This is a genomic window from Leisingera methylohalidivorans DSM 14336, assembly GCF_000511355.1.
Taxonomy (GTDB): Bacteria; Pseudomonadota; Alphaproteobacteria; order Rhodobacterales; family Rhodobacteraceae; genus Leisingera; species Leisingera methylohalidivorans.
This window is the reverse complement of sequence record NC_023135.1, coordinates 1,449,020-1,461,349: the sequence shown is the minus strand read 5'-3', so window position 1 is coordinate 1,461,349 and position 12,330 is coordinate 1,449,020. Positions and strand designations below refer to the sequence as shown.

The following is a 12,330-nucleotide window of genomic DNA, read 5'->3' as shown; positions in this document are numbered from 1 at the left end:
GTCTGGCGCAGCTGTTATCATCTTTCCGGACACACTCCGGGAGAGCAGCCCGCCGGGCCGCGGGGGGCGCGCCCCTTATTCCACGATTTCCGCCGTCTCGACCACCGCATGGAACAGCACATTGGCACCGGCTTCGGCCCATTCCTTGCTGATCTCTTCGGCCTCGTTGTGGCTCAGGCCATCCACGCAAGGGCACATCACCATCGCGGTCGGCGCCACCCGGTTGATCCAACAGGCGTCATGGCCTGCTCCGGATATCAGATCCTGATGCGAATATCCCAACCGCTCTGCCGCGTCGCGCACGGCTGTGACACAGCCCGCGTCAAAGGCCACGGGATCAAAGCCGCCGACTTTCTCAAACTCGATCTCGACCTCCATCGCCTCGGCAATCTGGGTAGCCTTTTCATGCAGCTGGTTTTCCATATCGGCAATCACCTCCAGCTCCGGGCTGCGGAAATCGACGGTGAAAACCACCTTGCCCGGGATCACATTGCGGGAGTTCGGGTAAACGTCGATATGCCCCGCCGCCCCGACCGCATGCGGTGCGTGCCCCCAGGCGATTTCATCCACCGTTTCCAGAATGCGTGCCATCGCCAGGCCGGCATTGCGGCGCATCGGCATCGGGGTGGAGCCGGTGTGCGCATCCTTGCCAGTGACCGTCACCTGGGTCCAGCTCAGGCCCTGCCCATGGGTCACCACACCGATGTCTTTGCCCTCGGCCTCCAGGATCGGGCCCTGTTCGATATGCAGTTCAAAAAAGGCGTGCATTTTCCGCGCACCGGTCTCCTCTTCACCGCGCCAGCCGATGCGCTTCAATTCGTCACCGAATTTTTTGCCCTCGGCATCCTCACGGTCATAGGCCCAGTCCTGCGTGTGAATGCCCGCAAACACGCCCGAGGACAGCATCGCTGGCGCAAAGCGTGTGCCTTCCTCATTGGTGAAATTGGTCGCCACAATCGGATGTTTGGTCTTGATATTCATGTCATTGAGCGAGCGGATCAGCTCCAGCCCGGCCAGCACCCCCAGCACCCCATCATATTTGCCGCCTGTCGGCTGAGTGTCCAGATGCGAGCCAACGTAGACCGGCAGGGCCTCCGGATCCGTGCCTTCCCTGCGGGCAAACATATTGCCCATCTGATCCAGCCCCATAGTGCAGCCGGCATCCTCGCACCATTTCTGGAACAGGGCGCGGCCTTCACCATCTGCGTCCGTCAGCGTCTGACGGTTGTTGCCGCCGGCGACACCCGGGCCGATTTCGGCCATCTCCATCAGGCTGTCCCACAAACGGTCACCGTTGATCTTCAGGTTCTGTCCAAGCGACGTCATCACGAGCTCCCTTCCCTGTGCGCCCGTCTGTGCAGGCTTCATCCGGCATTACGCCGTTGAGGTGGCGTTAAGTGCTGGCCGGTTCACAGTGCCGGCTCTCTTGATCCCGGTCAATGATTTGACCAACTGGTCAAACTCACGCTATCACGGGTTCGCTATCAGTCAAGAAATTGCCGCACAGCCCTTGAAAAAATCGGTTCTTTCACTGGAAACAGGTGAAATTCCGCGCGTCAGCTGGCAAAAGGCGGCAGAAACAGACAGGGACGGACATGCCCGCAGACCGCGCGCCAACCCGAATTCAGAGAAAGAATCGCGCCGCCATTCTGGAGGCTGCGCTGGATGTGTTCTCCAGCCACGGATTCCGCGGCTCCACAGTGGATCAGATCGCCAAGGCGGCCGGACTGTCAAAGCCGAACCTGCTTTACTATTTCGCCTCCAAAGAAGCGATCTTTAACGAACTGATGTCAGGCTTGCTGGATACCTGGCTTGACCCGCTGCGGGCACTGGACCCGGAAGGCGAACCATTGGACGAAATCCTCGCCTATGTGCAGCGCAAACTGCAGATGAGCCGGGATTTCCCGCGCGAAAGCCGGCTTTATGCCAATGAGATTGTACAGGGGGCACCTCGGCTGCATGACGTGATTGCGGCAGATCTGAAAGTGCTGGTGGAAGAAAAGGCTCGACTGCTGCAAGACTGGATGGATGCCGGGCGGATCAACCGCGCGCACCCGAAACATTTGCTGTTTTCGATCTGGTCGCTAACCCAGCATTACGCCGATTTTGACGCCCAGGTGCGCACGCTGATGGGGGAAGAGGACCCCTTTCACGCAGCGCCGCAATACCTGGAAACCGTGTACCGGCGTATGCTTACACCCAAAAGCTGATCTCCCTCGTTAAAAGGTCGGCCCAACCGGGCCGCTTCTTTTCTTTTGCCCGAAACACCCCCGCCGGAGGCACGGCCCTAAAGGGTGCAACAGTGTTACTCCGCCGCCGTTGCCGACGGGTTGTTCGGATGGGTGGTCCAGTTGGCATACTCGCCGGAAACCACCTCGCCGGTGCGCTCGTCGATCTGTCCAGCAGCCACTTCTTCCATCGTGATGCAGCCTTCAACCGGGCAGACATTCACGCAAAGGTTGCAGGCGACGCATTCGTCGTCCTTCACCGTGAACACCCGATCCTCGCTCATCGCGATGGCCTGGTGCGAGGTGTCCTCGCACGCCGCATAGCAGCGGCCGCATTTGATGCAATCGTCCTGGCTGATCCGCGCCTTGGTCACGTAGTTCAAGTCCAGATATTGCCAATCGGTCACATTCGGCACCGCCATGCCGATGAAGTCCTGGGTGGAGGTGAAGCCTTTCTCGTCCATCCAAGTGGACAGGCCCGAGATCATTTCCTTCACCACATTGAAACCATAGGTCATTGCCGCGGTGCAGACCTGCACGTTGCCGGCCCCTAACGCCATGAACTCCGCCGCATCGCGCCAGGTGGTGACGCCGCCAATGGCAGAGATCGGCAGGCCCCGTGTCTGGGCGTCACGGGCGATTTCAGCAACCATATTCAGCGCAATCGGTTTCACCGCCGGGCCGCAATAGCCGCCGTGAGTGCCCTTGCCGCCAATCGTCGGCTCCGGCGCCATGCTGTCCAGATCCACCGAGGTGATCGAATTGATGGTGTTGATCAGGCTGACCGCATCGGCCTTGCCTGCATTCGCCGCCCGCGCCGGCTGGCGGATGTCTGCGATATTCGGGGTCAGCTTCACGATCACCGGCTTGGAGTAGTATTTCTTGCACCACTCGGTGACCATCTGGATGTATTCCGGCACCTGCCCGACGGCCGAGCCCATTCCGCGCTCGGCCATACCGTGCGGACAGCCGAAGTTCAGCTCAATCCCGTCGGCGCCCGTGGCCTCGACCTGCGGCAGAATATCTTTCCAGGCCTGCTCCTCGCACGGCACCATGATCGACACGATGATGGCCCGGTCCGGATAGTCATTCTTGACCCTTGTGATTTCCTCCAGATTGGTCTGCAACGGCCGGTCGGTGATCAACTCGATGTTGTTGAGGCCCAGCAGGCGGCGGTCGGCGCCCCAGATCGCGCCGTAGCGCGGGCCGTTCACGTTGACCACCGGCGGGCCCTCGGCGCCCAGCGTCTTCCAGACCACGCCGCCCCAGCCGGCCTCAAAGGCACGGCGGACATTGTACTCCTTGTCAGTCGGCGGCGCAGAGGCCAGCCAAAACGGATTGGGGGATTTGATCCCCAGAAATTCGGTTGTCAGATCAGCCATTTGATCTCTCCTCTTCAGGCTAGCTCGGAACGGTTTCCCGTTCCTGACTGGCTCAGCCCATCAGGCTGGAGTGAATGTCCATTGCAGCATCGCGGCCCTCGGCCACGGCGGTCACGGTGAGGTCTTCGCCGCCAGAAGCACAATCGCCCCCGGCCCAAACCCCCGCCACCGAGGTTCGGCCCGTATCGCCGACTTTGATTTTGCGGCCCTCCAGTTCCAGCGCGTCAGGCTGGCCTGCCAGTGTCTGGCCAATGGCCTTGAATACCTGATCGGCGGCCAGCCGCACGGTTTCGCCGGTGCCGGAAACCTTACCGTCTGCAGTCTTAGTATACTCCAGTTCGATCTCAGCGGCAGCACCATTGCCATGCACGGCCTTTGGCATGACATTGAACATCAGCTTAACGCCTTTTGAAGCCGCCAGATCCTGCTCAAACCGGCTGGCCCCCATGGCGTCGCGGCCGCGGCGGTAGGCGATTGTAACGTTCTCAGCACCCAAGAGCTTGGACTGAACCGCAGCGTCCACCGCGGTCATACCTCCGCCGATCACCACCACATTTCGGCCCACCGGGAGCGTGGTCAGGTCGTCTGCCTGGCGAAGTTCAGCAATGAACTCCACTGCGTCGCGCACACCGTCCTTGTCTTCACCCGGCGCCCGCAAGGCGTTGACACCGGCTAAGCCGATCGAGAGGAACACTGCGTCATAGCCGGATTTCAGACCATCCAAAGACAGGTCCGCGCCCAGTTTCTTGCCGTAATCCATTGTAATGCCGCCGATTTGCAGCAGCCAATCCACTTCTCGCGCGGCAAAGTCATTGGTGGATTTGTAAGCGGCAATGCCGAATTCGTTGAGGCCGCCTGCTTTGGCATTCGCATCATAGACCACCACGTCATGGCCCAGCATCGCCAGCCGGTGCGCGGCAGCCAGACCGGCCGGACCTGCACCCACAACAGCGACATTCCTGCCAGTCGCCTTGGCGCGGGTGAATGGGTGAACGCCCTTATCCATCAGCGTGTCAGTGGCGTAGCGCTGCAAGCGGCCGATTTCCACAGGCTTGCCCTCTGCAGCTTCCCGGACACAAGCCTCTTCGCACAACGTTTCGGTCGGGCAGACCCGCGCGCACATGCCGCCCAGGATGTTCTGCTCCAGAATGGTTTTGGCCGCGCTTTCGGCATGGCCCGCCTGGATTTCCCGGATGAACTGGGGAATGTCGATGCTGGTTGGACAGGCGGTCATGCAGGGCGCGTCGTAGCAAAAATAGCAGCGGTCTGCTGCCACGGCTGCCTCATGCGCGTCATAGGCTGGGTGCAGGTCCGAGAAATTCTCCGCAATCCCGGCAGCGTCCAATCGCGCTGCCTGAATGCCGGATGCCTGATGGCTGGTCGCCATTGGGTGTCTCCCTGATTGTCTGTTTTTCTTACTTATCAGAGTGCCACAGTCTTATTTTTTATCAACTGGTAAAATTTTGATGCCGGCAAAAAAAATGGCGCCCTTTGAAGAGCGGCTTGCAAGCAACTGAATTTGTGCAGAAACTGTTGCGGCAATTTAGCCCGTCAATTGCGCAAGATGCCCGGTTTTCATCCAAACTTTGGCGCCATTGATGCCAGCTGTCGCCTCCAAACAGCTGCCCGGCGGCATCCGCAGCCAGTCCCAGCGGCTGAATTCTTCCCTGCTCTCGATGTAGCTGCCGTCCATAACAAAAACCTCGGCGCCGCCGGGAACCTCCAGGCTGACTGCCTGACCCGGCGCCCAAGTTTGCAAAGTCACGGTTTCAATTCTGTCCTGAAACAGCTGCTGCTGCGCCGCACCGCCTGTGATGCGGGTTTTCACCTCGGTCCTGTCCGCCGGGTCGAACTGATGCAGCTTCACCAGGATCACTGCGCCCTCCGCCGCAGCTGGCGTGTGGCTGGTGGTGGGCGGGTTGCGGATATAGGAGCCTTTCGGGAAATCCCCGTGTTCGTCCTGAAACACGCCGTCCAGCACCAAAAATTCCTCGCCGCCGTCATGCACATGGCGCGCAAAGGCAGAGCCCGGCGCAAACCGGACGATGGTGGTGGCTCGGGCCACCTCCTCTCCTATGCGGTCCAGCATTTTCCGCTCCACCCCCGGCGCCGGGCTTGCCACCCAAGGTGTTTCATCAAAATGCACCGCAACGCGTTTGGTGAAATCAGCGTTGATCCGCATATCGCTCTCCCTTGTTCCACAGGAATATGTGGCCGCTTAGGGCGGTCTGGAAAAGAGCCTTCACCGAACCGTGTAACGCTTGGTTCAGTCCGGAAGAACCGCAGTAGCTTCGATTTCGATCTTGGCCTGATCCTCGATCAAGGCGGAAACAACCACCATCGTCATGGCCGGAAAGTGATAGCCCATCACTGCGCGGTAAGCTTTTCCCACATCCGCCTGATGGGCAAGGTATTCGGTCTTGTCCGTTACAAACCATGTGAGCCGGGTGATATCCTGCGCGGATCCGCCTGCGGCCTTGACCACCTCCAGAATATTCTGCAGCGCCTGGCGCATCTGGCCAATGAAATCCTGCGCCTCAAACACCTGATCCGCGGTCCAGCCGATCTGGCCGCCGACAAAGAGCAGCCTGCCCTCCGCCACCATGCCGTTTGCATAACCTTTGGCGGGCTTCCACCCTTCGGGTTGCACGCTGATGGCTGGCATGACGGAACTCCTTTGCTGATGCGGCCTGCCAGCGACCATACCGCCGCCTCAGCATTTACTTCAAGCTTAAAACTTATCAGACTGAAACACATCCTTCAGAAGCCCATGGCCGCACGCGCAAATGTCCGCACGGCCAGCCACCTAGCACCGGGAAGGGAGGCCTATGATCACTGCAATATTAGCAAAGAGCCTTCTAAGGTTCGGATAAAGGGGAATCCACCGCCCTAGGGATCTGCCCCGCCCCTCAGCTTCGGACTTCCGCCCAAGGGCGTTTCCGGCCACTACAGAAAAGCTCGCCGCCATAGCTGCCGGGGCGGCGTTTGCAGCCGGTCCGCACCACCGCGATCAGTTCACGGACAACAAAACTGGCGCAGGCAATCAGGCAAAGGGCTTCCCGGCTGAAACCGCCAATCACGGCCAGAACACGGTTCGTCGTGAGGCACCAAAGCAGCGCTGTCTGTCGCCGCCTGCTCGAACCAAGACCGCTTTAATGGTTCACAATCAGGTTTTACCCAGCAGAACTTTCACAACCACGTTCGCCAATGTCTCCCAAGCTATTGGGGCCACATTGGCGATCGCCAGCATTGGACCGGCCAGAAGCCGCTTTTACGTGGAGAACGCGGCCGAACCACCCCGTGCCGTCGGCGTGCCTTCTTACTGTTCCTGGATCACCCGGATTATCTGCGCCTCGGCAAAACAGCTTTTTCGCATTCGCTGCTTTTTCAATGCGGGCCAGACTCTGCATCATGGTGAGGGATTTCGCGGGCGGCAGATCAGCGGCAATATCCTTGCCTCCGCAATCAACCGCTTTGGTTTCATTGCTGCCGGCCCGGCCAGCATTTTTTTTTGAGGGCGGCGCCCGCCAGAACGACGTATTGCCCTCAGTCCGTCAGAAACCGGTGAACCCGGCTGGTGCTAGTAATACTCTTCTTGATGTTGTTGGTCCCATTCTGAAACTACCCGGCAGTGGAGCTATCTGGCCAGCCCCTGCCAGCCTGTTAAGAAAAGGCTGTCGCCTCCATACAATCAGGGGTGCAAGAAGATGCATGGAATGAAAAATCTACCCAGACATGAATTGACCATGATCAGCTGCCAAACAGGCCGTACGTCAACAACATTCCGGCCTTTGGATGCGGCGGCGGTGATGACATTTGCCATCTCTTCAGGCTGAGCAGTCAGCTTAGCCGGCAGGTCCATGCCTTCAGTCATTTGCGTGGCGAGGAGCCCGGGCAGCAATGTGACAAAATGTGACAACATGAACGCCTTTGCCGGCCAGCCGGTTGCGAACTCCGGACAGGAATGCGGTGAAGCCTGCTTTGGCAGCCCCGTAAACATAGTTGGGTGCCCCGCCGTGCTCACCGGTGACTGGACTTAGGCCGACCAGCGTGCCGTTGCAGCGCTGCTCGAACCGGTTGGCGAGGACTGCCAGAATACTCGCCGCCCCCTCAACATTGCTGCGCAGCACCCGGGCCGCTTGCTGGGGGTTCATTTCGCTTTCCGCCTGATCGCCCATTTAGCCGACAACGCAAACCGCTATGCCCGGCAGCTCAGGCAGCTCAGGCAGTGCATCAACGAAAGCCTCGTGATCTTCCAGCGCCAAGGCAAAGGCATCAAAATAATGCAACCTCACCGGCACGCTGTGGCGCAGCGCCAGATCCTTTTTTCAGCCGGAAGTCTGCCGCATTCCGGAGAACCCCGCCGCCTTGGAGTCGGCTGCAGCAAGGCGTCCGCGCCCATCCGGCTGTCCTTGGCCAGGTATAACCGGCCGCCGTGGGCAAAGGTGATCCGGTCCAGCTCCTCCAGCAGTTGCAGGCCGCGGGGATTGACCGGGTAAACCAGCGCCAGCGTGTAGCCGTCCATCAGAAAGGAAAACGGGCTGTTCTGCGGCCCCAGCCGGTTGAACACCGCCAGGAAAGATCCCTGCCCGGCTGCCGAAATCACCTGCAGCAGCCCGCGAAGGCCGGACCCGGTGCCGTCGAGCGGCAGCACGCATTGAAACTGGGCAAAGCCCTTGCGCCCATAAGTCCGATTCCAGCCAAGCAGTGCGTGAAGCGGGAAGAAATTTCGGTTGTAGCCGGCAATCAGCTCTCCGGGCTTGCGGGCAGCTGCCCAATTGTATGCGGAATTGAAGGCCTGGACACTGATGCGGTTCAGCAGAAAGGAGGGAAACACCGGCGGCACCTGCCAGGCCTTTTCACCGCCGATGGCACAGGGGGCGGCCGATTGTTGCGCGCTCAGGTCCCGCAACTCCGCATGTTCACCCAGCATGACCAGCGAGCTGGCCAAGCTTGCTGCCTTCCGACAGGCAATCGATCCATGCAACCGATTAGGTCGCGCTGGCCGGCTGCTCGAAGATCTCGATTGCGGCATCCAGGATTGCGGCCGGATCCAGGCCGACGGCATAGGACGCAGCCTGATGGCAGCCCTGGAAATGATTCCGGTTAGCAACATGCCGCCAGCAGTCCAGCCGAACAAATCGCTGTTTTCCTGCGCCGAACAGCGGCGGATCTGTACCGTCCCGTCCCATGACATCCCCCAGTCCAGACAATTGCGGAAACTGCCGTCCCTATGGTGGTTCTTGCCATGCACATCCGCCGCGATTGCCCCGCGTAGGGTTACGAACTTGCTGCCCGGCACCACTTCCGGAAACCAGCCGCGCAGCAGGAAGGCTGAGATGACATCGCCCAGCAATACCCCGCTTTCGGCAACCAATGCAAAGTCATAGCGCGCTGCTCCGGACCGAAACCGTCAGGACGATCGGAGTACTTAGCTGGCTGATGCCTCACCGGCATCGGCTGAGAGACCGGCATGATCTTGAGACATGCTGCGGCCGCGCCGCCTGAAAATAATCCGCGCCGCCCCCCCCTGCGACAGCGCAATTGCCGAGGTGAACGGGCTTTTCCTATCCCTCCTGAAAGGAGACCAGAAGCTTTCATACAGAGCGTTGCTGCGCAGCAGAGTACTATCAAAATCGAGGGCAAACATACTGGGCTGACCGGTCACAAACTATGAACCTGCCGTAAAATAAAATCAACCAAAGGATGCTAAATCCTGGTCCTATTTCTACCAGCGCCATCCCGTCTTGCCAGGTGTCAAACTGACTGCGTGATGCCCGGCTTTGTCCTGCAGTATGTGCAGAGAATTTCAAACAGCGCCGGTTTCACCTGTAAGGGCATCAAAAAACACAGAGGACGGACGAGAACTTCATTCGTGTCCTTCCGCCGAACCAGCCGCACGCGCAACGGACAGCACTGCGCAGCCGCGTGAGGCAGTGCTCTTTGCGCTGGCGGCAACCGTCATCAGCCTGGCCTCCAGACTGCTGGCAGCCGGCCAGCTGGCTATCCGCCCCGACCCCATTTACTTGGACGGTTCCTGCCTGCATCTCCCGGTGCAACAGCTGCATGACGGTTTGCTGAATCCTCTCCCTACCCTGCATTCCCAGCCGCCGTTCTGGAATTTTCTGCTGGGGATCGCCGCCAAGGCTTGCAGCGCTCAGGATGCCTGAATGATCCAGCGGATCTGAAGCAGCCACCTGGTGCTGCGCACCCTGACCGCCGCCTGTATGCATACGGCGCTGAACCTGTTCGCGCTGATCGCACTGGCGGAACTTGCCCGCCAGGATCGGGACCATACACGCTAGGCCTTTTTCAGGTGATGCTGCTGTCGGTAGTGCTGGTCTTGGGCCTGGCCCATGCGGTGAACAGGCCGGAACAGGAACGTATGAGATACACACTGCACCCGTTGTTTGGGGGGCTTTATTCAGTGGTGTTCCAGGAGGCCGGCCGCCGAGCAGGGCGGCTGACCTGCTGCGCCCGCCTTAAGGCCCCGCCACAGGCTGGCAGCCCACAACAGGCAATAACAATCCGCATCGGCAGGCTGGTGCCGGACGCGGGTTTTCCCCTCCGCCACCAGCGCGAACTCTCGCGGGGCCGCGGCCCCGCGGGGCTTACATGCCCAAGGCTTCCTTATACATTTCCAGCACCGCTTCTTCTTCGTCGATGTCGTTCTGGTCGCGCTTGCGCAACGCGATGATCTTACGCATGACCTTGGTGTCGTAACCGCGCGCTTTGGCTTCGGCCATCACCTCTTTCTGCTGTTCGGCGATGGTCTTCTTTTCTTCGTCCAAACGCTCGAACCGTTCGATGAACTGGCGCAGTTCGCCAGCGGTAACACGGTAGTTTTCGCTTTTTTCGTCTTCGGTGATATCCATCTGCGGCTCCGTCGGCACATGCTGTCAATTGCTGTCGGAGCAAGGGGATAGCGCCCTGCCCGCTGCGCCGCAAGCAAGGAAAACCGCAGCGGTGCGCAGAGCGGCAAAAACCGGCACCTTGCCCCCCGTGCGGCTTGCGCGCAAAGCCCGGATCGGCTAGGCGCGGCGCAGCGCGAAAACCGCAGGAGCACGCTTATGTTCGAACTCATTGTCTGGGCCGGAGCCGCCTTGTCCATTGCCGGTCTGCTGGGCTTGGTCTGGTGCATCGTCCGGGTCGCGCGGGCACGCCGCCAAAAACTGGACGACGAAGCCCTGCGCGCGGTTGTGCAATCGGTGCTGCCCTACAATCTGGGCGCCCTGCTGCTGTCAGTTCTGGGACTGATGCTGGTTATGACGGGCATTTTCCTGGGCTAGACCTAAGGCGCCTTGCCTGAAAGACCGGTCAGACCGGCATGTTGTCAAACATCTCCTCCACCGCTTCCTCGCACAGCGCGGCTTCCAAACGGCGGAAGCGGCCCGGCACCGCAGCGCCCGTCTTGCGCATGTGATCCAGCAATCGGATGAACTCAGGCCGCATTGCAAGCCGGGCAGTACCGGTCTCTCCAAGAATCCGGATTTCCAGATTCTCGACAGTATGCAGCAGATCGTCATGTGTCATTGGCAGTCCTCCCTGGATCATGATGAGGTTATGCTGGTATTTCACAACAGCTGCGTGAAGGCCCGCAGAATTTAGGCACGCGACCGCTTATTCGTGAAGCTTTACCGGCCGTTTGACGGTTTTGCGCTGCCCCGCACGCCTGTTAAGCATACCGCAACGCGGCATTGCCCTGCCTTGACACAGGACAATGGGCTGCGATGATTTCAAAGGCAGAAACGGTTTCCACACCGGCATTCTTTTCCACACCGGCATCCTTGAAACACATTCTTAAATTAATATATGATTATCCAAACTCATGGGAGAGTATCAGATGAGCCCCGCCGTCAAGGCCTTCTTCGACGAAGCCACCAACACCGTTTCTTATGTGGTGCATGAGCCTGCCGGCTCCGCCTGCGCCATCATCGACTCCGTGCTGGATTACGATCAGGCTGCCGGGCGCACCTGCACAGAATCGGCGGATGCCATCATCGCCTGGATCAAGAAGGAAGGCCTGCGGACAGAGTGGATCCTGGAAAGCCACGTTCATGCCGACCACTTGTCTGCCGCGCCTTACCTCCAGGAACGGCTGGGGGGCAAGATCGGCATTGGCGACCAGATCACCGTGATCCAGGACACTTTTGGCAAGATTTTCAATGAGGGCACCGAATTTCAGCGTGATGGCAGCCAGTTCGACCGGCTGTACCAAGAAGGAGACGCCTTCATGATCGGCCAGATGCGCGGTGAGGTGCTGCACACGCCCGGTCACACGCCCGCCTGCCTGACCTATGTGATCGGCGACGCGGCTTTTGTCGGCGACACGCTGTTCATGCCTGACTTCGGAACTGCGCGCTGCGACTTTCCCGGCGGATCCTCAGCCGATCTGTATAACTCGATCCAGAAAATCCTGGCGCTGCCCGACAGCACCCGCATCTTTGTCGGCCATGATTACAAGGCACCGGGCCGCGATGATTACGCCTGGGAAACCACCGTCGGTGAACAAAAGGCGCTGAACGTGCATATCGGCGCAGGGCGCAGCATCGAGGAATTCACCCGAATGCGCGACGCCCGTGATGCGACCCTTGGCATGCCGCGTCTGATTCTGCCGTCGTTGCAGGTGAACATGCGCGCGGGCCAGATGCCGGAACCGGACGACCAGGGCGACATCTTTCTAAAGATCCCGGTCAACAAAATCTGACCGAAACAGGCGG

17 protein-coding genes are annotated in these 12,330 nt (G+C 59.8%); 5 read left to right on the top strand and 12 right to left on the bottom strand.

From position 1 onward, the window contains the following. Positions 1-75: 75 nt before the first annotated feature. A complete protein-coding gene (locus METH_RS07320) occupies positions 76-1,326 on the bottom strand; it encodes a Zn-dependent hydrolase (RefSeq protein ID WP_024089801.1) in 1,251 nt (416 codons plus the stop codon). 269 nt (positions 1,327-1,595) lie between these two features. Here METH_RS07320 and METH_RS07315 point away from each other — a divergent pair, with 269 nt between their 5' ends. Continuing rightward, positions 1,596-2,210: a TetR family transcriptional regulator C-terminal domain-containing protein gene (locus tag METH_RS07315; protein WP_024089800.1), complete on the top strand. Its 615-nt coding sequence runs from the start codon at positions 1,596-1,598 to the stop codon at positions 2,208-2,210. A 95-nt stretch (positions 2,211-2,305) separates the two neighbouring features. Here the strand turns inward: METH_RS07315 and preA are convergent, their stop codons facing one another. The 4 genes from preA to METH_RS07295 form a co-directional block, all read right to left on the bottom strand. Continuing rightward, positions 2,306-3,610, bottom strand: coding sequence for an NAD-dependent dihydropyrimidine dehydrogenase subunit PreA (preA, locus tag METH_RS07310; protein ID WP_024089799.1), 1,305 nt, complete (start codon positions 3,608-3,610; stop codon positions 2,306-2,308). 52 nt (positions 3,611-3,662) lie between these two features. Then, complete coding sequence (locus tag METH_RS07305; RefSeq protein WP_024089798.1) at positions 3,663-4,997, bottom strand: NAD(P)-dependent oxidoreductase; 1,335 nt, start codon at positions 4,995-4,997, stop codon at positions 3,663-3,665. 156 nt (positions 4,998-5,153) lie between these two features. Beyond that, positions 5,154-5,792 (bottom strand): cupin domain-containing protein, encoded by a 639-nt coding sequence (locus tag METH_RS07300; protein WP_024089797.1) that lies wholly within the window; start codon positions 5,790-5,792, stop codon positions 5,154-5,156. A gap of 84 nt (positions 5,793-5,876) precedes the next feature. Then, positions 5,877-6,275: a RidA family protein gene (locus METH_RS07295; protein WP_024089796.1), complete on the bottom strand. Its 399-nt coding sequence runs from the start codon at positions 6,273-6,275 to the stop codon at positions 5,877-5,879. Between the two features lie 490 nt (positions 6,276-6,765). On the opposite strand from METH_RS07295, the gene METH_RS07290 reads away from it, so the two are divergent. Beyond that, entirely contained in the window at positions 6,766-7,125 is a 360-nt protein-coding gene (locus METH_RS07290; RefSeq protein ID WP_156927454.1) for a hypothetical protein, read from the top strand. Positions 7,126-7,301: 176 nt separating this feature from the next. On the opposite strand, the gene METH_RS24735 is transcribed toward METH_RS07290, so the two are convergent. The 3 genes from METH_RS24735 to METH_RS22600 form a co-directional block, all read right to left on the bottom strand. Next, positions 7,302-7,484, bottom strand: coding sequence for a hypothetical protein (locus tag METH_RS24735; RefSeq protein WP_052348681.1), 183 nt, complete (start codon positions 7,482-7,484; stop codon positions 7,302-7,304). Continuing rightward, the gene (locus METH_RS24730) at positions 7,477-7,788 is read right to left on the bottom strand and encodes an SDR family NAD(P)-dependent oxidoreductase (RefSeq protein WP_052348680.1); all 312 of its coding nucleotides are present in this window, start codon (positions 7,786-7,788) and stop codon (positions 7,477-7,479) included. Before METH_RS24730 ends, METH_RS24735 begins: the two co-directional genes overlap by 8 nt. Before the next feature lie 113 nt (positions 7,789-7,901). Then, positions 7,902-8,543 (bottom strand): hypothetical protein, encoded by a 642-nt coding sequence (locus METH_RS22600; protein WP_156927453.1) that lies wholly within the window; start codon positions 8,541-8,543, stop codon positions 7,902-7,904. Here METH_RS22600 and METH_RS23810 point away from each other — a divergent pair. Then, positions 8,542-9,000: a hypothetical protein gene (locus METH_RS23810; protein WP_156927452.1), complete on the top strand. Its 459-nt coding sequence runs from the start codon at positions 8,542-8,544 to the stop codon at positions 8,998-9,000. The genes METH_RS22600 and METH_RS23810 overlap by 2 nt on opposite strands. A 41-nt stretch (positions 9,001-9,041) precedes the next feature. On the opposite strand, the gene METH_RS07275 is transcribed toward METH_RS23810, so the two are convergent. From METH_RS07275 to METH_RS07265, 3 genes are all read right to left on the bottom strand, one after another. Continuing rightward, positions 9,042-9,260 carry a hypothetical protein gene (locus METH_RS07275; RefSeq protein WP_044008357.1) on the bottom strand — a complete coding sequence of 73 codons (219 nt, stop codon included), beginning with the start codon at positions 9,258-9,260 and terminating at the stop codon, positions 9,042-9,044. Between the two features lie 190 nt (positions 9,261-9,450). Further along, complete coding sequence (locus tag METH_RS23805) at positions 9,451-9,906, bottom strand: hypothetical protein (RefSeq protein WP_156927451.1); 456 nt, start codon at positions 9,904-9,906, stop codon at positions 9,451-9,453. 315 nt (positions 9,907-10,221) lie between these two features. After that, positions 10,222-10,485, bottom strand: a complete 264-nt coding sequence (locus tag METH_RS07265; protein ID WP_024089791.1) for a DUF2312 domain-containing protein — start codon at positions 10,483-10,485, stop codon at positions 10,222-10,224. A 195-nt stretch (positions 10,486-10,680) separates the two neighbouring features. Here METH_RS07265 and METH_RS07260 point away from each other — a divergent pair, with 195 nt between their 5' ends. Beyond that, complete coding sequence (locus tag METH_RS07260; RefSeq protein ID WP_024089790.1) at positions 10,681-10,899, top strand: hypothetical protein; 219 nt, start codon at positions 10,681-10,683, stop codon at positions 10,897-10,899. A gap of 28 nt (positions 10,900-10,927) precedes the next feature. Here the strand turns inward: METH_RS07260 and METH_RS07255 are convergent, their stop codons facing one another. Beyond that, positions 10,928-11,143, bottom strand: coding sequence for a hypothetical protein (locus METH_RS07255; RefSeq protein WP_024089789.1), 216 nt, complete (start codon positions 11,141-11,143; stop codon positions 10,928-10,930). A gap of 310 nt (positions 11,144-11,453) precedes the next feature. Between METH_RS07255 and METH_RS07250 the strand changes: the two genes are divergently transcribed. Beyond that, the gene (locus METH_RS07250; RefSeq protein WP_024089787.1) at positions 11,454-12,317 is read left to right on the top strand and encodes an MBL fold metallo-hydrolase; all 864 of its coding nucleotides are present in this window, start codon (positions 11,454-11,456) and stop codon (positions 12,315-12,317) included. The last annotated feature ends 13 nt before the right edge of the window (positions 12,318-12,330 follow it).